Source organism: Pseudomonas sp. 1L-C-7-B-C1 (assembly GCF_057291635.1).
On record NZ_JBXAWH010000010.1, the window covers coordinates 62,474 to 86,767 of the forward strand.

The 24,294-nt window shown below is 59.1% G+C and carries 21 protein-coding genes; 11 read left to right on the forward strand and 10 right to left on the reverse strand.

Annotated features, from left to right (window positions below; genetic code table 11):
* The first annotated feature begins 257 nt into the window (after window positions 1-257).
* Window positions 258-1,607, forward strand: coding sequence for an NHL repeat-containing protein (locus AC0Z8Z_RS16230; protein ID WP_485619770.1), 1,350 nt, complete (start codon window positions 258-260; stop codon window positions 1,605-1,607).
* 135 nt (window positions 1,608-1,742) lie between these two features.
* On the opposite strand, the gene AC0Z8Z_RS16235 is transcribed toward AC0Z8Z_RS16230, so the two are convergent.
* A complete protein-coding gene (locus AC0Z8Z_RS16235; protein ID WP_485619771.1) occupies window positions 1,743-3,044 on the reverse strand; it encodes an MFS transporter in 1,302 nt (433 codons plus the stop codon).
* A gap of 380 nt (window positions 3,045-3,424) precedes the next feature.
* Between AC0Z8Z_RS16235 and AC0Z8Z_RS16240 the strand changes: the two genes are divergently transcribed.
* The gene (locus tag AC0Z8Z_RS16240; protein ID WP_037016781.1) at window positions 3,425-3,826 is read left to right on the forward strand and encodes an acyl-CoA thioesterase; all 402 of its coding nucleotides are present in this window, start codon (window positions 3,425-3,427) and stop codon (window positions 3,824-3,826) included.
* Window positions 3,827-3,932: 106 nt separating this feature from the next.
* Window positions 3,933-4,844 carry a D-hexose-6-phosphate mutarotase gene (locus AC0Z8Z_RS16245; protein ID WP_485619772.1) on the forward strand — a complete coding sequence of 304 codons (912 nt, stop codon included), beginning with the start codon at window positions 3,933-3,935 and terminating at the stop codon, window positions 4,842-4,844.
* Between the two features lie 156 nt (window positions 4,845-5,000).
* On the opposite strand, the gene AC0Z8Z_RS16250 is transcribed toward AC0Z8Z_RS16245, so the two are convergent.
* The 4 genes from AC0Z8Z_RS16250 to purE form a co-directional block, all read right to left on the reverse strand.
* Window positions 5,001-5,537 (reverse strand): DUF3299 domain-containing protein, encoded by a 537-nt coding sequence (locus AC0Z8Z_RS16250; protein WP_237250117.1) that lies wholly within the window; start codon window positions 5,535-5,537, stop codon window positions 5,001-5,003.
* A gap of 79 nt (window positions 5,538-5,616) precedes the next feature.
* On the reverse strand, window positions 5,617-5,862 hold the full coding sequence (locus AC0Z8Z_RS16255; protein WP_037016790.1) for a GlsB/YeaQ/YmgE family stress response membrane protein: 246 nt from the start codon (window positions 5,860-5,862) through the stop codon (window positions 5,617-5,619).
* 226 nt (window positions 5,863-6,088) lie between these two features.
* Window positions 6,089-7,171 (reverse strand): 5-(carboxyamino)imidazole ribonucleotide synthase, encoded by a 1,083-nt coding sequence (locus AC0Z8Z_RS16260; RefSeq protein ID WP_485619773.1) that lies wholly within the window; start codon window positions 7,169-7,171, stop codon window positions 6,089-6,091.
* 7 nt (window positions 7,172-7,178) lie between these two features.
* Window positions 7,179-7,670, reverse strand: coding sequence for a 5-(carboxyamino)imidazole ribonucleotide mutase (gene purE, locus AC0Z8Z_RS16265; protein ID WP_074885928.1), 492 nt, complete (start codon window positions 7,668-7,670; stop codon window positions 7,179-7,181).
* A gap of 355 nt (window positions 7,671-8,025) precedes the next feature.
* Here purE and AC0Z8Z_RS16270 point away from each other — a divergent pair, with 355 nt between their 5' ends.
* On the forward strand, window positions 8,026-8,661 hold the full coding sequence (locus tag AC0Z8Z_RS16270; protein WP_485619774.1) for a hypothetical protein: 636 nt from the start codon (window positions 8,026-8,028) through the stop codon (window positions 8,659-8,661).
* A gap of 43 nt (window positions 8,662-8,704) precedes the next feature.
* Here AC0Z8Z_RS16270 and AC0Z8Z_RS16275 read toward each other — a convergent pair whose 3' ends face one another.
* Entirely contained in the window at window positions 8,705-9,616 is a 912-nt protein-coding gene (locus tag AC0Z8Z_RS16275; protein ID WP_205485494.1) for a LysR substrate-binding domain-containing protein, read from the reverse strand.
* A 210-nt stretch (window positions 9,617-9,826) separates the two neighbouring features.
* Here AC0Z8Z_RS16275 and AC0Z8Z_RS16280 point away from each other — a divergent pair, with 210 nt between their 5' ends.
* The 3 genes from AC0Z8Z_RS16280 (at window position 9,827) to AC0Z8Z_RS16290 (ending at window position 13,939) form a co-directional block, all read left to right on the forward strand.
* A complete protein-coding gene (locus AC0Z8Z_RS16280; protein ID WP_205485496.1) occupies window positions 9,827-11,251 on the forward strand; it encodes an aspartate ammonia-lyase in 1,425 nt (474 codons plus the stop codon).
* Window positions 11,252-11,449: 198 nt separating this feature from the next.
* Window positions 11,450-12,904, forward strand: a complete 1,455-nt coding sequence (locus tag AC0Z8Z_RS16285; protein ID WP_172610237.1) for an alanine/glycine:cation symporter family protein — start codon at window positions 11,450-11,452, stop codon at window positions 12,902-12,904.
* Window positions 12,905-12,934: 30 nt separating this feature from the next.
* Window positions 12,935-13,939, forward strand: a complete 1,005-nt coding sequence (locus AC0Z8Z_RS16290; RefSeq protein ID WP_485619775.1) for an asparaginase — start codon at window positions 12,935-12,937, stop codon at window positions 13,937-13,939.
* 384 nt (window positions 13,940-14,323) lie between these two features.
* Here AC0Z8Z_RS16290 and AC0Z8Z_RS16295 read toward each other — a convergent pair whose 3' ends face one another.
* Entirely contained in the window at window positions 14,324-15,214 is an 891-nt protein-coding gene (locus AC0Z8Z_RS16295) for a bestrophin family protein (RefSeq protein ID WP_438826317.1), read from the reverse strand.
* A 245-nt stretch (window positions 15,215-15,459) separates the two neighbouring features.
* Between AC0Z8Z_RS16295 and tkt the strand changes: the two genes are divergently transcribed.
* The gene (tkt, locus tag AC0Z8Z_RS16300; RefSeq protein WP_485619776.1) at window positions 15,460-17,571 is read left to right on the forward strand and encodes a transketolase; all 2,112 of its coding nucleotides are present in this window, start codon (window positions 15,460-15,462) and stop codon (window positions 17,569-17,571) included.
* Window positions 17,572-17,635: 64 nt separating this feature from the next.
* Here tkt and AC0Z8Z_RS16305 read toward each other — a convergent pair whose 3' ends face one another.
* Both AC0Z8Z_RS16305 and pdxR read right to left on the reverse strand, forming a co-directional pair.
* Window positions 17,636-18,847 carry a YeeE/YedE family protein gene (locus AC0Z8Z_RS16305; RefSeq protein WP_485619777.1) on the reverse strand — a complete coding sequence of 404 codons (1,212 nt, stop codon included), beginning with the start codon at window positions 18,845-18,847 and terminating at the stop codon, window positions 17,636-17,638.
* Window positions 18,848-18,938: 91 nt separating this feature from the next.
* The gene (gene pdxR, locus AC0Z8Z_RS16310) at window positions 18,939-20,489 is read right to left on the reverse strand and encodes a MocR-like pyridoxine biosynthesis transcription factor PdxR (RefSeq protein WP_485619778.1); all 1,551 of its coding nucleotides are present in this window, start codon (window positions 20,487-20,489) and stop codon (window positions 18,939-18,941) included.
* An 89-nt stretch (window positions 20,490-20,578) separates the two neighbouring features.
* Here pdxR and AC0Z8Z_RS16315 point away from each other — a divergent pair, with 89 nt between their 5' ends.
* From AC0Z8Z_RS16315 to AC0Z8Z_RS16325, 3 genes are read left to right on the forward strand one after another with little or no spacing between them, the layout of a single operon-like run.
* Entirely contained in the window at window positions 20,579-21,220 is a 642-nt protein-coding gene (locus AC0Z8Z_RS16315; protein ID WP_485619779.1) for an FMN-binding negative transcriptional regulator, read from the forward strand.
* Entirely contained in the window at window positions 21,213-21,659 is a 447-nt protein-coding gene (locus AC0Z8Z_RS16320; protein WP_485619780.1) for a GNAT family N-acetyltransferase, read from the forward strand. Before AC0Z8Z_RS16315 ends, AC0Z8Z_RS16320 begins: the two co-directional genes overlap by 8 nt.
* Before the next feature lie 16 nt (window positions 21,660-21,675).
* Window positions 21,676-22,347 carry a GNAT family N-acetyltransferase gene (locus tag AC0Z8Z_RS16325; protein WP_485619781.1) on the forward strand — a complete coding sequence of 224 codons (672 nt, stop codon included), beginning with the start codon at window positions 21,676-21,678 and terminating at the stop codon, window positions 22,345-22,347.
* 132 nt (window positions 22,348-22,479) lie between these two features.
* Here AC0Z8Z_RS16325 and oadA read toward each other — a convergent pair whose 3' ends face one another.
* Window positions 22,480-24,288 carry a sodium-extruding oxaloacetate decarboxylase subunit alpha gene (gene oadA, locus AC0Z8Z_RS16330; protein WP_485619782.1) on the reverse strand — a complete coding sequence of 603 codons (1,809 nt, stop codon included), beginning with the start codon at window positions 24,286-24,288 and terminating at the stop codon, window positions 22,480-22,482.
* Between the last annotated feature and the right edge of the window lie 6 nt (window positions 24,289-24,294).

Genomic DNA, 24,294 nt, shown 5'->3' on the forward strand with positions numbered 1-24,294 from the left:
TGGCTGCAGCGGAATCGTGCCTGCGGCTTAAAGATATGACTGAATTGTGACAAAAAAGTGAAGGTATGAGGATTCCTATCCGGTCGTGGGCATTCGACGCCATAGAAAATTAATTAATTGAACATAAATCCCTATGGATCCGCGATAAAAATAGGAAGCTTATTTCCACTCAATATAGCCTATTAAATTCGCTCACCTAGCCTTAAGAATGCAGACTCGCCACCCCGTAAAACTGCACACATTCAGGAGGTTTACTCATGGACCATAATCTAATTAATGCGATGAGATTAGAAGCGCAACGCATGCGTGATGAAGCGCCACATCTGGCTGACTCAGCTGAGTTCAGGCCGGACCCCTCCATTCCATATCTTAAGTACGATGAGGCCTTTGCGAAGCAAGGCGATGGCAAGCTAACACTTAGGCCGCCAGGAAATACGCTCAATACCGCCACCAGCATAGTACCTACTGCCAAAGATCAGACAAAATTCTGGGTAACTGCCTGGCAGACATTTTTCGATGAGCCTGAGCCGCCCAATTACGCAGCCATTGCACGTATTAATCAGAAAGGAGAGATGGATACGAGTTTTGGTTCAGAGGGTTTTGCTAAAGTAGCTTTTGATGATAAAAACTACACCGCGCTCGATTGTTTGCATGAGCATTCGGATGGGAAGCTGATCGTCTTCGGTGAGCTTATTAAGCGACAAGGTGCAGGTTCTTATCGTCAACCCATGATAATCAGACTAATGCCCGACGGGGCCGTAGATAAAAGCTTCGGCACCAATGGGATCGTCGACTTAGTTACGACAATCAGCAAACCTGCCGAGCGAGCCTTCTACGGAGTCGATGCCCAAGGTCGAACTTTAGTGTTGGCCCAAATCTACAAAGAAGACTACCCGACTTCTGTCCTCGCGCGTTTGACAGCGGAGGGCAAGCTTGATGAAACTTTTAAAATGGTAGAAATACAAAAGGATGGTCATGGCGCCTATCCGATAGACATCATGCTGGATAACAGTAATAAAAAAATATTCATAACATTCTTAACTCCCTCAGCAGCGCATTATATTGTGTGCTTCGACAGCGATGGTAGGCTAGACAGAGCGTTTGGCAGCGACGGATTTGCCGACTTGTCAGGTCACCTAGAAGCGGTAGCAAGCTGTTCATTCACTCAAAAAAGCAAGCATCTTTTTATCAGCGGGCAGTCGTACGATGAGACAAGGGCGTATGCGACGCTAGCAAACTTTACGACTGGTGGTAAACCGGAACTAAAATTCAATGAAGGCAGACCGGTTGAGTCTTACTTTGCAAAACTGTTTCCTGAGCGTATTTGGTATAGCGCGTACGAGCTAGCAGGCGATCCTTTTACGATCAAGACCTTGGGTTGGTATGGTAATTCGAGTGATAGCTATCAAGTTTTGGGTCGGTTCACTCGTGTCGGAGCTTCCGATGGAAGCTTTGTCGAAAATGAGCCGATCGCGCAATTGCAAGCTGGCGACTATTTTTCTTATGGTCATCAGAACTTCATTAATGACGCACCGAAGAGATTCCTGGTGGCGGGAAGGTCGTTATCTGCGGCGACGATATTCGCCGTCAAGGAAGGGCCAGAATAGGATGGGTATCACAGGTCAGTAGAAATACCGTAGGAGGAATAAGCAGCCGTAACGACTGACGCCGCAGGATGAGTAATAACCATCGCGGGCCAGATTATCTGGCCCGCGATTGATTCAGCGGCTACATCTGTCAGCCTACGACTGCATACCCGGTTTAGCCTTCAGCAAATACACACCTATCCCCATTCCCAACACACACAAAATCGCCACGTACCACGCCGGCCCCATCGGGTTGGCCGCGAACATCAGGCTGACGACCATTGGCGTTAGACCGCCAAAGATGGCGTACGCCAGGTTGTAGGAAAACGACAGCCCGGAGAAGCGAACAACCGGCGGGAAGGCCTGGACCATCACGAAGGGCACCGCGCCGATGGTGCCGACGAACAAGCCGGTAATCGCGTACAGCGGATACAGCAGATCCGGGTGCGTGCCGATCATGTGGTAGAAGGTCCACGAACTTACCAGCAGGCCCAGCGAGCCGAACAGGAAGACCAGCCCCGCGCCGACTCGATCCGCCAGCGCGCCCGCCCCGATACAGCCCAGACTCAGCAAAACAATGGCGAGGCTGTTGGCTTTCAGGGTGTCGGCGGGTGCGAAACCGTAGGCCTTTTGCAGCAGGGTCGGCGTCATCAGAATGACAACCACCACACCGGCGGAGAGCAGCCAGGTCAGAAGCATCGACAGCACAACGGCGCCACGGTGATCACGCAATACCGCTTTGAGCGGCACTTCTTCAGCCAGTTGCTTGCGCAATTGAAGCTCGGCGAACACCGGGGTTTCGTGCAGCCAGCGGCGCAGGTAAACCGACATCAGACCGAAGACGCCACCGAGCAGGAAAGGAATCCGCCAGGCGTAGTCCGATACCTCAACGGGCGAGTACACGCTGTTGATCCAGGTGGCGACCAGCGAGCCAAGCAGAATCCCGGCAGTCAGACCGGACGTGAGGGTACCGCAGGCGTAACCGACGTTACGGGCGGGAACGTGTTCGGAAACGAATACCCACGCGCCAGGCACTTCGCCACCGATCGCGGCGCCCTGAATGACGCGCATCAACAGCAGCAACATGGGAGCCCAGATGCCGATCTGCGCGTAGGTAGGCAGCAAGCCCATGATCAGCGTCGGCACGGCCATCAGAAAAATGCTCAGGGTGAACATTTTCTTGCGGCCCAGCAGATCGCCGAAGTGCGCCATGACGATGCCGCCAAGGGGACGAGCCAGATAACCGGCGGCAAAAATGCCAAACGTTTGCATCAAACGCAGCCATTCGGGCATGTCTACGGGGAAAAACAGCTTGCCTACCACTGCTGCGAAGAACACGAAGATGATGAAGTCGTAGAACTCCAACGCTCCGCCCAGGGCAGACAGTGAAAGGGTTTTGTAATCGTTGCGGTTCAGCGGGCGCGAAGGCTGCGTAGCACTTAAAGGCACAGAGGACATGACAATGGCTTCTCTTTTGAGGCTCTCTTTGGGCGAAAAATCAACGGTGACTCAACCGTGGGTAACGGCTTCACACGCGATTTCTCGACTCGAAAAGTTAATCGGGCATCAAAATTGCGTGCCAAAAATGGCGTAGTGCGCCAGGTCGGTCCGGCACGATAGCAAATTGCGTACAAATGCACATGGATTGCAATGACGCGAAGGCATCATGAAAAAGCGGCGGTCGTGTCGTGACGGCGCGCCAGATATACTCGCCGGCCGCGACTCAACCGGGCTCTTCAGGGAAGTTGTGCGAAACCATTTGCCCAAGTCGTTTTCGCAGAGTTTCCCTTTAAACAAAATGAAGACTTAGTAGAGTCATGGGTCAGAGGGACCCAATAATGATTGAGCTCGAACAAGAAGATCCGATACCGCAGGGCGATCTTGCCCTGCAGATTACCGCCCTACCCCGCGAAACCAACGGCTTCGGCGATATTTTCGGCGGCTGGCTGGTTTCCCAGATGGACCTTGCCGGTACTGCCATGGCGAGCAAGGTGGCCGGTGGCCGTGTGGCGACGGTTGCCATCGACCGCATGGCGTTCCTGGTGCCCGTCGCGGTGGGGGCGCAGTTGTCGTTCTACACCCAGACCCTGGAAATCGGCCGCAGCTCGATTCAGATGATGGTCGAAGTGTGGAGCGATGATCCCCTGTCCAGCGAATGGCGCAAGGTGACCGAAGCCGTGTTCGTTTTCGTCGCCATCGACGGCAGCGGCCGTACTCGCTCGGTGCCGGCTCGTCGCTGATCAGTAAGCCAAGGGGGGCCGATGTGCCCGCCCTTGGCTTTGCGCAACAAACTCATCAAGCTTGGCGCAGTCTGAGTCAGTCACTGTCCTTCGAGTGAGAACCCCTATGCCTACGTCAAACGTCGAATCCTTCCAGCTCGGTGAGCTTAATTGCTGGCGCATCCGCCACGGTCAGGCCGAACTGGTGATCGCCCAGCAAGGCGCGCACATCATCAGTTACCAGGTGGACGGCGATGAGCCGCTGATTTGGTCCAACCCGGGCGCGCTGTTCAAATCGGGCAAGCCTATTCGCGGCGGGATGCCGATCTGCTGGCCGTGGTTTGGCAATTTTCAGCGTAATCCGTCCAGCGTGCAGGCCATGCGTGCAAGCGACGAGTCGGCAAAGGCCCACGGCGAAGTTCGAGCGATCGACTGGGAGTTGATGGGCGTGGGTGAGGATGGCGACGCGTTGATTGTCGAATTCATTCAGCCCCGGGCCGAAGGACATTTGCCGGGGTGGGCGCACACCGTTGGCTTGAAGCTGCACATCCGCCTGGATACTGCGCTGAATGTCAGCCTGGTGAGCTTCAACGCTGGCGCTGAAGACGTCACGCTCAGTCAGGCGCTGCACAGCTATTTCGCGGTCAGTGACGTCAGCCAGATCAGCATCGAAGGGCTGGATGGCGTGGAGTACCTGAACACTCTGGAAAGTTGGGAAACTCGTAATGTACAGGTGGGCGATATCACCTTCACCGGCGAGACCGACCGTATTTATCAGGACACGCCCGACCTGATCTCAGTGGTCGATCCAAAATGGGAACGCCGGATTCAGATTCAGACGACGGGTTCGCAATCGGCCATCGTCTGGAACCCGTGGATCGACAAGACCAAAACCTTCGATGACATGCAGCCGGATGGCTGGAAAAGCATGGTGTGTGTTGAGACAGCCAACGTCATGACCGATGTGGTGACGCTCAAACCGGGTGATATGCATGCGCTGAGCGTCAGCATCTGGGCCGAGCCGTTGGCAGAAGCCTGACGACACTGCGCTATTTTGTAGGACCGGCTTCAGCCGGGAAGAGGCCTGCGTGCGCACCTTCGATTTTGTGGTGTGACACCCGACGCCTTCCCGGCTAAAGCCAGTCCTACAATGCATCGAGCCGGATCCATCGAATCTGCACGCTATGTCAGCGAACTACAAATCCGCCTCAACCACCACACGCACTTTCGACGCGTCCAGCGCATAGGCGGCGTCGGCGAGATCATTGTTCACCTTCTCGACCTTCAACGTGCCGATGACCCACAACGGTGTGTAAATGTCGGAGATCTTCAGGCCTTTCGGATAACGTACCAGCACCAGCTGATTCGGCGGCGGTGGCGGCACATGGATGCAGGCGCCCGGGTACGGGACGAGGAAGAACAGCGTGCTGTGGCCTTTCGCATCAGTCTCCAGCGGCACCGGATAACCACCCAGACGAATGGTTTTGTCGTTCATCGACGCGACGGTTTTGGTGGAGTACATGACGGCAGGCAAGCCCTTGCTCTGCTTCAAACCGCCCTTGCTGTCGAACGTTCCCTGGCCTTCAGGCGAGTTGTGATCGATTTCGGGCATGGCTTCGAGGGCTTTCTGATCCGACTTCGGCATTAGCTCTAGCCAGTCGGTTTCAGGTAATTCAGCGGCGCGTACCAGTCCGCAGACCAGCAGCAGTGAAACGAAGAGGAGATGACGCATTGGAGATGCTCGGCGGGAGGAGTTGAGTGCCGGGCATTCTAGCCCTCTGCGCAGCAATAGCGCAGAGGGCCAGGCGTGCTTAACGCTTTTTAATCATGCCGTAGATCACCAGCAGGATGATCGCGCCGACAAGTGCACCGAGGAAACCTGCACCCTCGCCTGCGCGGTAGATACCCAGCGCCTGACCACCATAAGTGGCGGCCAGCGAGCCGCAGATGCCGAGCAGGATGGTCATGATCCAGCCCATGCTGTCGTCGCCTGGCTTCAGGAAGCGCGCCAGCAGACCTACGATCAAGCCGATGAAGATGGTTCCGATGATTCCCATGCCATGTCCCTCTGTTTGAATGAATATGCCAATAACCTAGCTAGCTATTGGCAACACGCTATGAGAGGGGCGGCCCGGCGAAATGGTTCAACAGGATATGAAGGACACTGCAGGAGCGAGCTAGCTCGCGATCTCGCTGGGTCAGACAGCCATGATGTCGCGGACAAAATCCTATCGCGAGCAAGCTCTCTCCCACAGAGGCCGTCAAGACCGACTACCGCTGTGATCAGTTTTTGATCAATGCCTCGACCTGCTTCACCTGACGATCCAGCGTCGTGCGGTCTTTGCTGCGCACCGTGGCGTGGCCGACCTTGCGCCCGGCCTTGAAGGCCTTGCCGTAGTGATGCAGATGACAGTCTTCGATGGCGATCACGTCGCTCACAGCCGGCACTTCACCGATGAAGTTGAGCATCGCGCTCTCACCAACCTTGGCCGTCGAACCCAGCGGCAGCCCGGCAACGGCGCGCAGATGGTTCTCGAACTGGCTGCACTCGGCGCCTTCGGTGGTCCAATGGCCCGAGTTGTGGACACGCGGGGCGATCTCGTTGGCTTTCAGGCCGCCATCGACTTCGAAGAATTCAAAGGCCAGCACGCCTACGTAATCCAGCTGCTTGAGCACACGCCCGGCGTAATCTTCAGCCAGCGCCTGCAGCGGGTGATCGGTGCTGGCGATGGACAGGCGCAGAATGCCGCTGTCGTGGGTGTTGTGTACCAACGGATAGAAGCGGGTCTCGCCATCACGGGCACGCACGGCGATCAACGAAACCTCGCCGGTGAATGGCACAAAGCCTTCCAGCAGGCACGGCACGCTGCCCAGTTCGGCGAAGGTGTCGCTCACGTCTTCAGGGGTGCGCAGGACTTTCTGGCCCTTGCCGTCGTAACCCAGCGTACGGGTTTTCAGCACGGCCGGCAGACCGATGCTGGCCACCGCAGCGTCCAGATCCGCCTGGGACTGGATGTCGGCGAACGCCGGCGTCGGGATGCCGAGGTCCTTGAACATGCTTTTTTCAAACCAGCGATCGCGGGCGATGCGCAGCGCTTCGGCACTCGGGTAAACCGGCACGAACTGCGACAGAAAGGCAACGGTTTCAGCCGGTACGCTCTCAAACTCGAAGGTGACCAGATCAACATCGTTCGCCAGCTGGCGCAGGTGTTCCTGATCACCGTAATCGGCGAGCAGGTGCTCGCCAAGCGCAGCGGCGCAGGCGTCCGGTGCGGGATCAAGGAAGGCGAAGTTCATTCCCAGCGGGGTGCCCGCCAGTGCCAACATGCGACCCAACTGGCCGCCACCGATTACGCCGATCTTCATGAAAACCTCAGGCCTCGCGTGGGTCTGGATTGTCCAGAACGCTGTCTGTCTGCTCAGCACGGAATTTCTTCAGCACTGCGTGGAAGTGTGGGTGCTTGGCGCCCAGGATACTGGCCGACAACAGCGCGGCGTTGATCGCGCCTGCTTTGCCGATGGCCAGCGTTGCAACTGGAATACCGGCAGGCATCTGCACGATGGAGAGCAATGAGTCGACGCCCGACAGCATGGACGACTGAACCGGGACACCCAGAACGGGCAGATGAGTCTTGGCAGCGCACATGCCAGGCAGATGAGCAGCGCCACCAGCGCCGGCGATGATCACCTCGATGCCACGGCCTTCGGCTTCTTCGGCGTACTTGAACAGCAGATCGGGCGTGCGGTGCGCCGAAACCACTTTGACTTCGTACGGGATGCCGAGCTTTTCAAGCATGTCGGCGGTGTGGCTAAGGGTGGACCAATCGGACTTGGAGCCCATGATCACGCCAACCAGTGCGCTCATCGTCGTGCCTCTCATCGGGCGCCCGCAGGCGCGGCTAAAAACAACAAGCCACGCGGGAAAACCGGCGTGGCTTGTCGTACAAATGATGACCAGTCGAACCGGCCGAAGGCCGCGGAGTATACCGCAAAGCGTCAGGATGACAGCCCCCATACGTTCAACCGTCCAGGTTTTTTATAGCGGCAGGCGGCACGGAAAAGTCCGGCAGAGGATCGGCACTTGTACCTCATACCAATCAAACGAGGACTACTGCAATCGGCGTCGATCCTGATTCCCTGTCGACGCCAGTTGCTATTAGATATCCGGCGTCGGGCTATACACGGCCCGACAATAATCCACCTACTCAAGGAAGAGTACGATGCTCAAGAAATATACAAGTTGCCTGCTGCTGCTCTGCGCGTTAGCGCTGAGTCACAAGGCGTGGGCCAACGATAACCCCTCCAGACAACCGTTAACCCTCTACCTGGTTCTCCACGACGACCTTTCACATCACAACATCCACGAATTGCGCCAGGATTACTTCGCCTGGCTTATCAGGGATCTGGAAAGTTTCACCGATCGTTATGTGCGACTGGCGTTCATTCGGGACGTCCCGGGCCTCACGGACTTCGCTTATCAAAATGATGATGTGGACGAAACCTATTACGCCTGGAAGAACAGGATGGATCGGCATGTCATCAACAACGGCATGGAGCGCAACGCGACCACCAAATACCTGTTGTTAACTCAGAACAAGATCAACTCGAATACGCTGGGCGCGAGTGAGGACAAGAGCTACACGGGCATAGCATCACTGGAAACGTTCGCAATACCCGCGCACGAACTGGGTCATATGCTCGGTGGCACTCATGAGGCCGCAGAGGTTCTCTATAAAGGCGGATGGTGGTGCCAGACGAATATCATCGAAAGTCACGAAAAAATACGCTCCAACTGCTATGTCTACAGCGACGCGAACAAGCAAATTATTGCTGAGCATCTGAACAGGTTTCCTTGACGCAACATGGGTCGCTCTTCGGCATTCCCAGGAGCGGCCCTCGTCATGGGGAATCTGGTGCCGCCGCACTTTCGAGCTTGCGCCACAACAGCCGGACATTGGCCTTGCGAACCAGCGCGCAGCGGTAGAGCCTAATCTCCAGCGGGACGTGCCACTGAGTGCCGCCGCAGATAACCAATTCGCCTCGTTCGAGCTCCGCCGTCACGCTCAGCCGCGGCACCCACGCGATACCCAGCCCTTGTAGCGCCATGCCCTTGAGGCTGTCGGCCATCGCCGTTTCATAAATCGTCGTGAAGCGCACGCTGCGTTGGCGAAGTAGCAGGTTCACCGAGCGCCCCAGAAACGCACCGGCGCTGTACGCCAGCAGTGGCACGCTTTGCTCCCCTTCCAGGTCGAACAGCGGCCGCCCCTCTTCGTCTGTCGAGCAGACTGGCAGCATTTCGGTCATGCCCAGATGCAGGGAGGGGAAGATCTCGGCGTCCATCTGCAGCGCGGCATCGGGGTCGTAGAACGCCAGCATCAGATCACAACCGCCTTCACGCAGCGCGTGTACCGCGTCGCCGACGTTGGTGGCGACCAGGCGCGTGGCAATGTTCAGCCCTTCATTGCGTAACTGCGCGATCCAGCGCGGAAAGAAGCTCAGCGCCAGCGAGTGAGCGGCAGCGATCTGCATGACCTCACCCTGCCCGCTCTCCAGGTGGTGCAAATGACGCAGCACTTCGCCGAGCTGGTCGACCACCGTCCTTGCAGTGACGAGGAATAATTGCCCTGCCGCCGTCAGCTCGATCGGCGTGCGCGAGCGATTGACCAGCGTCAGCCCAAGCGCCGCTTCAAGGCTGCGAATGCGCCGGCTGAAGGCCGGTTGCGTGACAAATCGACGCTCCGCTGCCTGGGAAAAACTGCGGGTCGCGGCCAGCGCACTGAAATCTTCCAACCATTTGCTTTCTAGGTTCATCGTTTCTCCAGCGTTAGAAATGGCGCATTCGCAGGTGCGGACGGAGCGTCATACACTGATTCACACGTTCGCAACAATCCCTGCGTCACAGCGCCATTATGCCGATTGTGCATAGGGCAGCGTTTTACAGCATTGGTCCAGAATCGCCTGCAAGCCTAGTATCGGCGGCGTTCCGGCTTAGTCCGTGCCCATCTTGAGACTTTCTCTATCATGTCCTCCGCTGCATCATTTCGCATCGAAAAAGACCTGCTTGGCGTTCTCGAAGTACCCGCTGAAGCGTATTACGGCATTCAGACCCTGCGCGCTGTGCACAACTTCCGCCTCTCGGGTGTTCCGCTTTCGCACTACCCGAAGCTGGTTGTAGCGCTGGCGATGGTCAAACAAGCTGCAGCGGATGCAAACCACCAGCTGGGTCACCTGAGCACCGATAAGCATGCGGGCATCAGCGAAGCCTGCGCACGACTGATCCGCGGTGATTTCCACGATCAGTTCGTCGTCGACATGATCCAGGGCGGCGCCGGCACCTCTACCAACATGAACGCCAACGAAGTCATCGCCAACATCGCGCTTGAAGCGATGGGCCATGCCAAGGGCGAATACACGTTTCTGCACCCCAACAACGACGTGAACATGGCGCAGTCCACCAACGACGCGTACCCGACGGCCATACGTCTGGGTTTGCTGTTGGGCCACGACTCGCTGCTCGCCAGTCTCGACAGCCTGATTCAGGCATTCGCGGCCAAAGGTCACGAGTTCAACCACGTGTTGAAAATGGGCCGTACCCAACTGCAAGACGCGGTGCCGATGACCCTGGGTCAGGAATTCCGCGCCTTCGCCACCACCTTGACTGAAGACCTCAACCGCCTGCGCAGCCTGGCGCCTGAGCTGCTGACCGAAGTCAATCTCGGCGGCACCGCCATCGGCACCGGCATCAACGCCGACCCTGGTTATCAGCACCTGGCCGTTCAGCGTCTGGCGACCATCAGCGGCCAGCCGCTGGTGCCGGCGGCGGACCTGATTGAAGCGACCTCCGACATGGGTGCTTTCGTCCTGTTCTCCGGCATGCTCAAGCGCACAGCAGTCAAGCTGTCGAAGATCTGCAACGACCTGCGCCTGCTCTCCAGCGGCCCGCGCACCGGCATCAACGAAATCAATCTTCCGGCACGTCAGCCAGGCAGCTCGATCATGCCGGGCAAGGTCAACCCGGTGATTCCGGAGGCGGTGAACATGTGCGCCTTCGAAATCATGGGCAACGACCTGGCACTGACCATCGCTGCCGAAGGCGGTCAATTGCAGCTGAACGTGATGGAGCCGTTGATCGCCTACAAGATCTTCGACTCGATTCGCCTGCTGCAGCGCGCCATGGACATGCTGCGCGAGCACTGTATCGTCGGCATCACCGCCAACGAAGTGCGCTGCCGTGAGCTGGTCGAGCACTCGATCGGCCTGGTCACTGCGCTGAACCCTTACATCGGTTACGAAAACGCCACCCGCATTGCCCGCGTTGCACTGGAAACGGGCCGTGGCGTGCTGGAGCTGGTGCGTGAAGAGGGCTTGCTCGATGACGTCATGCTGGCAGACATCCTGCGCCCAGAGAACATGATTGCGCCGCGGCTCGTGCCTTTGAAGGCTTGATCGTCCGGCTCTCCAGCACTTGCAACACGATCACCAGGCTGAGGGTCTAGACACCCCTCACCCTTTTGAGGGCCGGAAGCACACGCTTCCAGGCCCTTTTTTTTGCCTGCTTTATGCCGGCTTGCAGCAAACCGAATAAAGACTCCAATAACGCGCACCGGTATAGTGCGCACCCTCTAAGAAAGCGAGGAAACACCAATGCTTGAAGTCATCAACGACTTCCTCTCGGGAAAAGTACTGATCGTGCTCATTGTTGGGCTCGGTGGATATTTCACGATTCGCTCGCGTTTCGTTCAGTTCCGTCACTTCTTTCACATGTTCGCGGTGTTTCGCGACAGTTTGCGCAGCAGCGCCGGCCAGTTGAGTTCATTCCAGGCCCTGATGCTGAGCCTTGCCGGCCGCGTCGGCGCCGGTAACATCGCCGGCGTCGGCATCGCCGTCACCCTAGGCGGACCGGGCGCGGTGTTCTGGATGTGGGTCACTGCGCTGGTCGGCATGGCGAGCAGCTTTTTCGAATGCTCCCTTGGTCAGCTGTACAAACGCTGCGACGCCGAAGGTCAATACCGCGGCGGTCCGTCGTATTACATCCAGCACGGCCTGGGCAAACGCTGGCTGGGCATGATCATGGCGGTGTTGCTGCTGGTGACCTTCGGCTTTGCCTTCAATGGCCTGCAATCCCACGCCGTGACCCACTCGCTCAACGACGCGTTCAAGATCTCGCCAAGCTACGCCGGCGTCGGTCTGGCGATACTGCTGGGTCTGGTGTTCGTCGGCGGGATCAAGCGCATCGCCAAGGTCGCCGACCTGCTGGTGCCGATCAAGACACTGGTCTACATCGCCGTCACGCTGTATGTCATCGGCGTGCAGTTCGAACACGTTCCGCACATGCTGATGACCATCGTCAAAAGCGCGTTCGGCATGGATGAAGTGTTTGGTGGCCTGATCGGCAGCGCCATTGTCATGGGCGTCAAACGTGGCGTCTTCGCCAACGAAGCCGGCCTGGGCAGCGCGCCGAACGTAGCGGCGGTGGCTCAGGTCGAGCACCCGGTTGCACAAGGTGTGGTTCAGGCGTTCAGCGTGTTCCTTGATACGTTCGTCATCTGCACCTGCACCGCGTTGCTGATCCTGCTGTCCGGTTTCTACACCCCGGGCTTCGAAGGCGATGGCATTGCCCTGACGCAGAACTCCCTCGCCGCCGTCGTCGGTGACTGGGGCAAGCTGTTCATCAGTGTGGCGCTGGCGCTGTTCGTGTTCACTTCGATTCTCTACAACTACTACTTGGGCGAAAACAGCCTGCGCTTCCTGCTGGGTGAGAACCGCAAGGCGATCTTCGGCTACCGCGTGTTGGTCCTCGCGTTGATTCTGTGGGGCGCGGTCGAGGATCTGGGCACGGTGTTCGCCTTCGCCGACATCACTATGACGATGCTGGCTTTCGTCAACCTGATCGCGCTGGCGATGCTGTTCAAAATCGCGCTGCGGGTGCTGAAAGACTACGATGCCCAGCGTAAAGCCGGGATCAAGACGCCAGTCTTCGACTCCAGCCAGTTCCCCGATCTGGACCTGGACTTGAAAGCCTGGCCAAAGCCTGATGCCGCTCAGCCTGCGGCGCACACGGCAGCGGTCAGCGGCAAACCGGTCGCGGACGCGCGTTGATCATTTGAACCTCAATCCAGGGAGACAGGCATGAGTCGCAAAAACCACGCACCCGCCCGCCAGGTGATGGTGCTGTATACCGGTGGAACCATCGGCATGCAGGCCAGCGAAAACGGGCTTGCACCTGCTTCCGGCTTTGAAGCGCGCATGGCTGAGCAACTGGCTGCGCTGCCTGAAATGGTCGTGCCGCAGTGGTCGTTCCGCGAAATGTCTCCCCTGATCGACAGCGCCAACATGACGCCTGCCTACTGGCAACGCCTGCGTGAGAGGGTGGTGGACGCGATTGAGGTTCAGCATTGCGATGCCGTGCTGATCCTGCATGGCACCGACACCCTGGCCTACAGCGCAGCGGCCATGAGCTTTCAACTGTTGGGGCTGAACACCCCTGTGGTGTTCACCGGCTCGATGTTGCCAGCGGGCGTTCCCGACAGCGATGCCTGGGAAAACGTCAACGGCGCCTTGCAGGCATTGGGTCAAGGGCTTGCCGCAGGAGTGCATCTGTACTTCCACGGCGAGCTTCTCCAACCGACGCGTTGCGCAAAGATTCGCAGCTTTGGCCGCAACCCGTTCGCTGCGCTCAATCGTGCCCAGGGCGGCGAAGCCGCCTCGACGTTGCCTGCGGCGCTGGATTATCGCCAGTTCAAGCAACTGGCGAACGTGGCGATACTGCCCCTGTTTCCCGGCATTGGCGCGGCCCAGCTCGACGGTTTGATCGACAGCGGTATTCAAGGTCTTGTGCTGGAATGCTTCGGCAGCGGCACAGGGCCCAGCGATAACGCCGACTTCCTCGGCAGCCTGCAGCGTGCTCACCAGCAAGGCGTGGTTGTGGTGGCGATTACCCAATGCCACGAAGGCGGCGTCGAGCTGGATGTGTACGAGGCTGGCAGTCGTCTGCGAGGCGTCGGCGTGCTGTCAGGCGGCGGCATGACCCGCGAAGCGGCGTTCGGCAAGCTGCATGCGCTGCTGGGGGCCGGACTGGATGGCAATGAGGTGCGGCGATTGGTCGAGCTCGATGTGTGTGGCGAGTTGCGCTGAGCGAGTAGCGTCGCTTAGATAGTTGTCTGCACGCGTTTACCGGCGAGGAGCCCAGACATTTCGCAAGGTCGATAACCCACAACAGGCCGCAAATTGCCCGGTGTCCAGACGCTATACTCGCGCAGCAAACACAACCCTGTGGGAGTGAGCTTGCTCACGAAGACGGCATTTCAGCCGCTGAAGATTCAGCGCACGTCCTACCCCTTCGCGAGCAAGCTCGCTCCCACAATTGGTGTATCGGCGGCGTGGTTTCGTGTTTGATGAGAGCAAGCTTGCTCGCGAAAGCGGCCTCTTCATCGACGGATATCTCGCGGATGGACCGTCCTCTTCGTCCGGATGCGTCTGGCGTCAATCATGCCCTCATCAAGCAAGGGCATGACCTCATCACGAATAAGCAACCTCAACCGGCCGCTTGTCCATCGCGTCCTGCAGCATCGAGTTCAGATTGCCGGAGATGTTTTCGCACAGCGCTTTCATCTGAATCTCGTGCTCGGAGGCCTTGAACGGGCTTTGCAGGTCGGTGCCGATTTTCTCGATTGCCAGCAGCATGAAGCCCACGACAGTCGACGCCAGTGGCGTGAACCAGCCCAGTGTTTCGACCAGACCGATCGGCACGATGATGCAGAACAGCGTGATGAACAGGCGCGGGAACGTCACGTACGGGTAAGGCAATGGGGTATTGGCGATGCGTTCCATGCCGCCCTGGTTATTGGAGATTTCCACCAGCGTCGCTTCAAGCCGCTCAAGACGAATGCTGTCCAGCCGACCGGCTTTGTATTCCTGAGCGATGATCGCGGCGGACTCATTGAGGATCGCGTTGGGGAAGTTGTTGGTGCGCGTGCGGCGCTCGAATTCTTCCCGGGAAATCATCGCCGTTACCTGCTCGCCGCAATCGCTGCCCTTCAAATGGGCAGACAGGCATTCAACGTAGGCCACATGACGGCGCAACAGCGTGGCCTTGACCGGGTTCAGCCCGTCCTCGTCATCAATGAACGTCAGCACCTGCCGGGCAAAGCTGCGGGAGTTATTGACCAGCGCACCCCACAGCGTGCGCGCCTCCCACCAGCGGTTATACGCGCTGGTGTTGCGGAAGCTGGTCAGCACGACCAGCGCAGAACCCAACAGGGTCAGGGGCATCGATGGCAGGGTGATCTTGCGATCCAGAAACAGCATGAAGTCGACGGTAACGACGACGTCCCATATCAGCAGCCAGAATAAGGACCAGCCGATGTAGGTAAATGTCCTGATCATGGCGCGGTACTTCTTGACGATCATTTCCTGCAAAGGCCACCTCCGGCGCAATACGTTGAATCAGTCGGCAAGGGCTCGACCCAAGGCTTCGAATACGTCTGGGCAACTTCGTTCGTTACGCTCACAGGCTATATGTAACCAAATACTCAATGGAAGCTGAATCGCTTCTCCAAAAGACTGGCTGACAGATTGTTCATGGAACGATAACGCCCTCGTCGCGCTCAACACCTATCTGGATGCTTCCGCTACCCGTCACGAGGAGAACGTTAATGAGCTCGTCTGCCAACTCTCACTCCACCGAACGATCAGGCGCAGTGCGCCCGTTTACGCCGCACACTGACCGCGACCAACTGACCATCAATACCATTCGCACCCTGGCCATGGATGCCGTGCAGAAAGCCAATTCCGGGCACCCCGGTACGCCGATGGCGCTGGCACCTGTCGGCTACACGCTGTGGAAAGATTTCCTGCGCTATCACCCGGAACACCCTGACTGGCCTAACCGCGACCGTTTCGTGCTATCGGTCGGCCATGCTTCGATGCTGCTGTATTCGCTGCTGCACCTGGCCGGTGTGATCGAGATCGATGAGCACGGCAAGCCATCGGGCAAACCCGCGGTGAGCCTCGAGGACATCAAGCAGTTTCGCCAGATGGACTCCAAAACCCCGGGCCACCCTGAGTACCGCATGACCACCGGCGTGGAGACCACTACCGGTCCGCTGGGTCAGGGTTGCGCCAATAGCGTCGGCATGGCGATGGGTGAGCGCTGGCTGGGTGAGCACTTCAACAAGCCGGGCGCGACGCTGTTCGATTACAACGTGTACGTGCTGTGCGGCGACGGCGACATGATGGAGGGCGTGACCGCCGAAGCGGCTTCAATCGCCGGGCACCTCAAGCTGTCGAACCTGTGCTGGATCTACGACAACAACACCATCAGCATCGAGGGCCACACCGAACTGGCTTACAGCGATGATGTGCAGAAGCGTTTCGAAGGCTACGGCTGGAAAACCCTGCACGTCAAAGACGCCAACGACGCCAGTGCGCTGGCCAAGGCGCTGCAGACCTTTCAGCAAACCAGCGATGCGCCGACCCTGATCGTGGTCGACAGCGTCATCGGCTTCGGTTCGCCCAACAAACACAATACGTCTGCCGCCCACGGCGAACCGCTGGGCGATGACGAAATCAAGCTGACGAAAAAGGCCTACGGCTGGGATGAAAACAGTTCCTTCCTGGTGCCGGAAGATGCCCGTCACTGCCTGCGTGATGCACTGCTGGAACGTAGCGGCAGCGATTACGACGCCTGGCTCGAGACCCTTAAGCAGTTCGAAAAGGACCAGCCCGAGCTCGCCGATCAGCTCAAGCGCATGCGTGCCGGTGAGATGCCTGAAGGCTGGCAAGACAAGCAGATGAATTTTGAAGCGGACGCCAAAGGCATTGCCTCGCGCGCTTCCGGTGGCAAGGTGCTGAATGCGTTTGCCGAGCAGATCCCGTGGCTCATCGGCGGCTCGGCAGACCTTTCGCCGTCGACCAAAACCAACCTGACGTTTGATGGGGCGGGCAGCTTCGAAGCAGGCAATTACGGCGGTCGAAACCTGCACTTTGGTATCCGTGAACATGCCATGGGTTCCATCGCGAATGGCTTGGCCCTGTCCTACATCCGTCCGTACACCTCGACCTTCCTCGTGTTCAGCGATTACATGAAGCCGCCGATTCGTCTGGCGTCGATCATGGAATTGCCGGTTATCTTCGTCTTTACCCATGACTCCATCGGCGTCGGCGAGGACGGCCCGACCCACCAGCCCATCGAGCAACTGACTCAGCTGCGGGCAACACCCGGTGTGCTGACGATTCGTCCGGGCGATGCCAACGAAACGGCCGAAGCCTGGAAAATAGCGCTGGCGCAAACCAGCAGACCGTCCTGCCTGGTGCTGTCCCGCCAGCCGTTGCCAACCCTCGATCGCTCGAAATACGCCGCCGCCGAGGGCCTGACTAAAGGCGCGTACGTGCTGGCCGATGCGGTAGAAGGCAAAGTGGACGTGATCTTGATCGCCACTGGCAGCGAGGTCGGCATGACCGTCGAAGCGTTCGAGAAGCTCAAAGCCGAAGGGGTTGCGGCGAGAGTGGTGTCGATGCCGAGCTGGGAATTGTTCGAGGATCAGGACAAGGCCTATCGCGACGGCGTGCTGCCGCCGGACGTTAAAGCCCGGGTGGTGGTGGAGCAGGCAGGGCCTGTGGGTTGGGATCGGTATGTCGGGCAGACCGGCGCAAAGATCGTGATGAACACCTTCGGTGCATCGGCTCCCATTGACAAACTGCAGGCCAAATACGGATTCACGGCGGAAAACATCGCCAAACTGGCGAAGGAACAAATCGCTGGTTAATCCTGTGTAAGAGCGCTTGCCCGCAACTTGCGGGCAAGCGCCCTCCTTCCTTCAGATCACCCGTTCAGCATCCGGTCAATACAGCGGGCCGACGCTCACCCTCAAAGAAGAACGGCCGAATCCGCACGCCCACTGCGTTGCCCGCAAAGGCAGCGACCAGCCAGAGCCAGCCGTGCAGGCTGCCTGAGGCGATGCCGCTGAAATAAGCGCCGATGTTGCAGCCGTACGCCAGGCGCGAACCGTAACCCAGCAACAGCCCGCCAATCACTGCGGCAATCAACGAGCGTGTCGGGATTTTCAGGCTCGGGGCGAATCGCCCTGCAAGGCCCGCCGCCACGGCCGCACCCAACATGATGCCGATGTCCATGACGGTGGTGATGTCCTCCCACACTGGCGCGGCCAGCGCCTTGGCGTTCGCTGGCATTTGCCAGAACGGCCAGCTGCCCACGTCCACACCCAGACCACCGGCGACTTTCGCGCCCCACAGCGCGAAGGCCGAGGTGATTCCCCAAGGGCGACCGGCCAATGCCAGCGTGGCGTAGTTGAGCAGCGCCAGGCCTACCGCACCCCACACCAAAGGCCAGGGGCCGCGGAGGAAACGGCGCAGGCCAACGTGTTCGCTGGTGACGGCCGCTTCCAGATCCCCGTGTCGGCGCTTTTCCAGCTTCACGGTGACGAGGGCAATGACTGCGAACAGGGCCAGGCTCATCAGCAGCGCCGGAATCACACCAAAGCTTTTGACAATCGAGGTCGCTGGGAAGGACGGCAGCGAGAACCACCAATCGACGTGATGGGTGGCGATCAGCGAGCCAATGATGAAGAACAGCAAAGTGACGAGCATCCGCGCGTTGCCGCCGCCAACGGTGAACAGCGTGCCGGACGCACAGCCGCCGCCCATTTGCATGCCAATGCCGAAGATGAAGGCGCCGAACACGACGGACACACCTGCCGGGGCCACGAGGCCGGTGACCGGCGTGCCAAACAGCGTACCGGCACCCAGCGCGGGGAAGAACAGGACCACCGCCACGGCAAGCATCACCATTTGCGCGCGCAAACCGGCACCGCGTCGCTCGTTGATGAATACCCGCCAGGCCGAGGTGAAGCCAAATGCGGCGTGATACAGCGTTAGGCCCAGCGCGGCGCCAACGATCAGCAACAGCACTTGCCTGCCGCCAACGGCGGATTGCAGAAACAGAGCGCCGACCACCAACAAAAGGAAGGCGATCAGCGGCGCGCCGAGCTTGCGCTGCGGCGCCGCAGAGAGGGGAATACTCATGGGCGTATCTCGGAGATGGATTGCGATGGCCACGAGTATACGCCGACGCCCGCTGGATGACGCGCCGACACCACAACCGGCTTCAGCACCCTCAAACCTGCCAGGCGCTCCGTAACCGCGCCAGCGCCGAGGCGATATCTGTTTCAGGCACCGCTGCAAACCCCAGCACCAGCCCTGCCCGATCATCCACCGGCGTCTCGGACTCCGGCAGCCAGTACTCACTCAACGGCGCTATCTCGACGCCGACACTTTCCGCCTTGGCGACCAGTTCCGTTTCACGCTCTAACGTGTCCACTGCAACGGTCACATGGAGCCCTGCAACGGGCTTGATCATCGGGCTGCAACCCGCAAGGGCGGCCTGGGGCCAGCCGGCCAGTAATGCGTCGCGTCGACTCAACGCCGCCCGGCGCATGCGACGGATGTGCCGCTGAAAGTGGCCCGCCGCGATGAACTCGGCCATGACCATTTGCGTGCCGACCTCGGAATGACGCATGTCCACGGCCCGGCGTCGACTGAACGGCTCAACCAGGTTGCGCGGCAACACCAGATAACCCAGACGCAGCGCTGGAAACGCGACCTTGCCGAATGTCCCGACGTACAGCACGCGACCGCTACGATCCAGCGCCGCCAGCGGAGCCAGCGGTGCGCCGCTGTAGCGATACTCGCCGTCATAGTCGTCTTCGACGATCCAGCCCTGATTGCGCTCGGCCCACGCGAGCAGTTCCAGCCGCCGCGCCAGACTCATCGTCACGCCCAGCGGGTATTGATGAGACGGCGTCACGTACGCCAGCTTGCAACCTGAGTCATCGAGAGCCGGGCTGCGCATGCCTTCGGCGTCAACCGCCATGCCCTGCAACCTGGCCCCCGCCACCCCGAAGGCATGACCGGCCGCGCGGTAGCCCGGATTTTCGATCGCCACCAGGTCGCCCTGCTCCAGCAGCAGCTGTGCACAAAGGGTAATCGCCTGCTGCGCGCCATTGGTGATCACAATTTGCTCAGGCGCGCAGCGCAGGTCGCGAGACGTCCTCAAATAAGCAGCGATGAGCTCCCGCAGCCGCCATTCGCCAGCCGGGTCGCCATAACCCAGATGTTGCAGGCCCGGCTTACGCCAGAAAGCCGCGTGCAGCTTGCCCCACGTGTCGAAAGGGAACAAATCGAATGCCGGAACCCCTGTTCGAAACGCCTTCGGCAGGCCGCTTTTCGGAGGCCGCAAATGATGCTGGTCCAGCGTACGCATCGCTGTGCTGTGGATAAGATTGTTGGACAGCCCGGCATTCAAAAGAGTGGGCTTTGTGGATAAACCTGTTGATAAGCTTGGTGATAACCCTGTGGACAGGTGTGTGGATAGTTTTCTCACGGGTACTGGTTTCTCTCTCAACAGTGCCACGTAAGTACCATCTCCCACGCGGCTCTCGGTAAAGCCTTCGGCGTAGAGTTGGTCATACGCACGCATCACGCTGTTGCGGGAGATGGTGAGGGACAGCGCCAGATCCCGGCTTGCCGGCAAGCGCGTGCCACCGGACAACCGACCGTCGAGGATGCGTTCGCGCAAAATCTGATAGAGCTGGCGGCTAAGACCATGGCGGCGGTTCAACTCGATGCCGGCGAAATCGAAAGTCCACGCTGGTGTGGGTGCGTGCATGGGATTGGCCCTATGAGATTAACCATTAATGGCTCTTACAACGAACCAATAGGCTGCCTAGGATTGGCTCAGCCGCCAAGGAAAACCTCATGTACACACCCAGCTATTTCAGAGATGAAGACCTCGTCAGCCTGCACCGGCAGATCGAATTCACGCGCCTGGCGACACTGGTTACGTTTGACGAGACCGGCTTGCAGGCGAGCCATATCCCCTTGTTGCTCGAACCGGCGCAGGGTCCGCAAGGCACGCTGTACGGGCATCTGGCCAAGGCCAATCCGCAGTGGAAAGCCCTTGAGACAGGCGCTCAAGCGCTGCTGATTTTCCAGGGTGCGGACGCCTACATCAGCCCCTCTTTTTACGCCGCCAAAGCCGAACACGGCAAAGTGGTGCCTACGTGGAATTACCTGGCGGTGCATGCCTACGGCCGTGCCGATGTGTTCACTGATCCAGAGCGACTGTTGCGGATCGTCACCGGCCTGACCGACAAGCACGAGGCCAGCCGCGCCGAGCCCTGGGCTGTCAGCGACGCACCCGCCGATTACATCGAAAAAATGCTCAACGGCATCGTCGGCTTCGCGATTCCCATCGAGCGGCTGGAAGGCAAACGCAAGCTCAACCAGAACCGCAGCGCCGAAGACATTGCCGGCGTCAGCCAAGGCCTGGCACTCAGCCAGGATCCATCCGATCAGAAAATCGCTCAGTTGATTAGCCAGGGAGCACCGCGTGTCTGACCTCCACATCCGCCCCGTCACCGCCGAAGATCACGACGCTTGGTTGCCGTTGTGGCACGCCTATCTGACCTTCTACAAAACCACGCTGGCCGATGCGGTTTCACAGAGCACCTGGCAGCGGTTTCTGGACAGCAGCGAGCCCACCAATGCAGCCCTCGCCTGGCAGGACGGCAAGGCGGTGGGCATGGTGCATTTCATTTATCACCGCTCCAACTGGAGCATCAGCAATGCCTGCTATTTGCAGGACTTGTTGGTGGTGCCTGAACAGCGCGGGACGGGCGTTGGCCGCCGACTGATCGAATACGTCTACGCGACCGCCAAACGGGACGGCGCCGACAAAGTCCACTGGCTCACCCACGAGACCAACGCAACCGCCATTCAGCTCTACGAGCGCATCGCTGAGCGCCCGGGCTATATTCAATTTCGCAAACCGTTGTAAGACAGGGACTCTCGATATGTCGAATCTTGAAAACTGGCAACCGGCCAAGCTGCCGGATACCCGCACACTGCAAGGACGCTTTATTCGTCTGGAAAAATTGAACGCCGCCCGCCATGGCGATGGGCTGTGGGATGCACTGGAAGGCCCGGCCGCAGACCGCAAATTATGGGATTACCTGTTCGTGGGCCCGTTTCCAGAGCGCGGCGCATTCAATGACTATCTCGCAGGCCTGGAAGACTCGACCGATCCGTGGTTTTACACGGTCATCGACCAACAGACCGGGGCCATCGACGGCTTTCTGAGCTTGATGTCCATCGTCCCGAACGCAGGGCGCATCGAAATTGGCCATGTGACCTTTGGCGCCTCGATGCAACGCACGCCAAAAGCCACAGAGGCGGTTTATCTCCTGGCGAAGGAATCTTTTTCGCTGGGCAATCGCCGCCTGGAATGGAAATGCAACGCCAACAACGCCCGCTCCAAGCGCGCGGCCGAGCGCTTCGGGTTCAGCTTCGAAGGCACGTTCCGCCAGCATTCGGTGTTCAAGGGGCAGAATCGCGACACCGCCTGGTATTCGATGATCGACAGCGAATGGCCGGCTGCACAGCAAGCGTTTGAAGCATGGCTGGCTGTGGATAACTTCAAGGACGGTCAGCAAATCAGAACGCTGGAGCAACTGCGCGGCAACTGAGCGCGTTGAAACGAACACCCGGAGGCACCCAGCTTCAGGCAAAAAAAAGAGGAGCCACGAGAGCTCCCCCAGAGGTAACCATTAGCCTGCCGCCTCTGTGCGCGGCAGGCTTCCAACTGTGCAGCGGCTCTTTCAGCCCTCGATTTCAATCAAAATCTCGCCCGGGTTTACGCGATCGCCCTTCGCAACGTGAATGGCCACGATCTTGCCAGCGACTGCCGCCTGAACTTCGGTCTCCATCTTCATTGCTTCGGTGATCAGCACCGCCTGACCGGCGCGGACGGTATCGCCCTCTTTCACCAGCACGTCGACGATGTTTCCCGGCATCGAAGTGCTGACGTGGCCCGGTTTGCTGGCCTGTGCACGCTTGCCGATGCCGTTGCCGACGAACTCGTTAAGCGGCTCAAACACCACTTCTTCCGGCATGCCATCAATGGACAGATAGAAGTGACGCTTGCCCTCGGCCTTGACGCCTACACCGGTGATATCGACGCGGTAGCTTTCACCGTGAACATCGATCACGAATTCGGTCGGGACGCCTTCGCCGCCTGCTTTCGCCACTGCACCCGGCTCTGGAATCGGCAGCAGAGGCTCTGGCGCCAGAGTGCCCGCCGCACGCTCTTCGAGAAACTTGCGGCCGATGTCCGGGAACATCGCGTACGTGAGCACGTCCTCTTCGGTGGTGGCCAACGCGCCGATTTCGCCGCGCAGCTTGGTCATTTCCGGCTTCAGCAGGTCGGCCGGACGCACATCGATCAGCTCTTCACTGCCGATGGCCTGACGGCGCAGCGTCTCGTCCACCTGCCCCGGTGCCTTGCCGTAGCCGCCCGTCAGGTAAAGCTTCACTTCATTGGTGATGGTTTTGTACCGCTCGCCGGCCAGCACGTTGAAAAACGCCTGGGTGCCGACGATCTGGGAAGTCGGGGTCACCAACGGCGGATAGCCCAAGTCTTTGCGCACCCGCGGAATCTCGGCCAGCACTTCGCCCATGCGGTTCAACGCACCCTGCTCTTTGAGCTGGTTGGCGAGGTTGGAGATCATGCCGCCCGGCACTTGGTTAACCTGCACGCGGGTATCGACCGCCGTGAATTCGCTTTCGAACTGGTGATACTTCTTACGCACGGCATAAAAATACAGGCCGATTTCCTGCAGCAGCTCTAAGTCCAGACCGGTGTCGAATTCGCTGCCTTTCAGGGCCGCGACCATCGATTCGGTGCCGGGGTGACTGGTGCCCCAAGCGAAGCTCGAGATCGCGGTGTCGATATGGTCGGCACCGTTTTCGATGGCCTTGAGCTGGCACATCGCGGCCAGACCCGCCGTGTCGTGGGAGTGGATGAACACCGGCAGCGATTGCTCGGCCTTCAGCGCCTTGACCAACTCGCCCGTGGCATAAGGGGTCAGCAGACCGGCCATGTCTTTGATCGCGACAGAATCACAGCCCATCGCTTCCATCTCTTTAGCCTGCGCCACAAACGCGTCGATGGTGTGCACCGGGCTGGTGGTGTACGCGATCGTGCCTTGGGCATGCTTCCCGGAAGCTTTCACGGCTTCAACCGCCACCCGCAGGTTGCGCACGTCGTTCATGGCATCGAAGATGCGGAACACGTCGATACCGTTGTCTGCCGCCTTGGCGACGAATGCCCTGACCACGTCATCGCTGTAGTGGCGATACCCCAGCAGGTTCTGGCCGCGAAGCAGCATTTGCAGACGTGTGTTGGGGAGCGCCGCGCGCAATTGGCGCAGGCGCTCCCACGGATCTTCCTTCAGGAATCGCACGCAGGCGTCAAAGGTCGCACCGCCCCACACTTCCAGCGACCAGTAGCCGACCTTATCGAGCTTGTCGCAGATCGGCAGCATGTCCTCGGTGCGCATGCGGGTCGCCAGAAGAGACTGATGGGCGTCGCGCAGAATAGTGTCGGTGACGAAGATTTTCTTGGACATGTTCGG

What these genes read in the sequence shown, in the direction of transcription:
- AC0Z8Z_RS16305 (WP_485619777.1), bottom strand. Translation starts at nt 18,847, where the DNA reads ATGAGTATTCCCCTCTCTGCGGCGCCGCAGCGCAAGCTCGGCGCGCCG.
- AC0Z8Z_RS16240 (WP_037016781.1), top strand. Translation starts at nt 3,425, where the DNA reads ATGATTGAGCTCGAACAAGAAGATCCGATACCGCAGGGCGATCTTGCC.
- AC0Z8Z_RS16275 (WP_205485494.1), bottom strand. Translation starts at nt 9,616, where the DNA reads ATGAACCTAGAAAGCAAATGGTTGGAAGATTTCAGTGCGCTGGCCGCG.
- AC0Z8Z_RS16270 (WP_485619774.1), top strand. Translation starts at nt 8,026, where the DNA reads ATGCTCAAGAAATATACAAGTTGCCTGCTGCTGCTCTGCGCGTTAGCG.
- AC0Z8Z_RS16230 (WP_485619770.1), top strand. Translation starts at nt 258, where the DNA reads ATGGACCATAATCTAATTAATGCGATGAGATTAGAAGCGCAACGCATG.
- tkt (WP_485619776.1), top strand. Translation starts at nt 15,460, where the DNA reads ATGAGCTCGTCTGCCAACTCTCACTCCACCGAACGATCAGGCGCAGTG.
- AC0Z8Z_RS16280 (WP_205485496.1), top strand. Translation starts at nt 9,827, where the DNA reads ATGTCCTCCGCTGCATCATTTCGCATCGAAAAAGACCTGCTTGGCGTT.
- AC0Z8Z_RS16315 (WP_485619779.1), top strand. Translation starts at nt 20,579, where the DNA reads ATGTACACACCCAGCTATTTCAGAGATGAAGACCTCGTCAGCCTGCAC.
- pdxR (WP_485619778.1), bottom strand. Translation starts at nt 20,489, where the DNA reads ATGCACGCACCCACACCAGCGTGGACTTTCGATTTCGCCGGCATCGAG.
- AC0Z8Z_RS16260 (WP_485619773.1), bottom strand. Translation starts at nt 7,171, where the DNA reads ATGAAGATCGGCGTAATCGGTGGCGGCCAGTTGGGTCGCATGTTGGCA.
- AC0Z8Z_RS16290 (WP_485619775.1), top strand. Translation starts at nt 12,935, where the DNA reads ATGAGTCGCAAAAACCACGCACCCGCCCGCCAGGTGATGGTGCTGTAT.
- AC0Z8Z_RS16255 (WP_037016790.1), bottom strand. Translation starts at nt 5,862, where the DNA reads ATGGGAATCATCGGAACCATCTTCATCGGCTTGATCGTAGGTCTGCTG.
- AC0Z8Z_RS16285 (WP_172610237.1), top strand. Translation starts at nt 11,450, where the DNA reads ATGCTTGAAGTCATCAACGACTTCCTCTCGGGAAAAGTACTGATCGTG.
- AC0Z8Z_RS16250 (WP_237250117.1), bottom strand. Translation starts at nt 5,537, where the DNA reads ATGCGTCATCTCCTCTTCGTTTCACTGCTGCTGGTCTGCGGACTGGTA.
- oadA (WP_485619782.1), bottom strand. Translation starts at nt 24,288, where the DNA reads ATGTCCAAGAAAATCTTCGTCACCGACACTATTCTGCGCGACGCCCAT.
- AC0Z8Z_RS16235 (WP_485619771.1), bottom strand. Translation starts at nt 3,044, where the DNA reads ATGTCCTCTGTGCCTTTAAGTGCTACGCAGCCTTCGCGCCCGCTGAAC.
- AC0Z8Z_RS16245 (WP_485619772.1), top strand. Translation starts at nt 3,933, where the DNA reads ATGCCTACGTCAAACGTCGAATCCTTCCAGCTCGGTGAGCTTAATTGC.
- AC0Z8Z_RS16295 (WP_438826317.1), bottom strand. Translation starts at nt 15,214, where the DNA reads ATGATCGTCAAGAAGTACCGCGCCATGATCAGGACATTTACCTACATC.
- purE (WP_074885928.1), bottom strand. Translation starts at nt 7,670, where the DNA reads ATGAGCGCACTGGTTGGCGTGATCATGGGCTCCAAGTCCGATTGGTCC.
- AC0Z8Z_RS16325 (WP_485619781.1), top strand. Translation starts at nt 21,676, where the DNA reads ATGTCGAATCTTGAAAACTGGCAACCGGCCAAGCTGCCGGATACCCGC.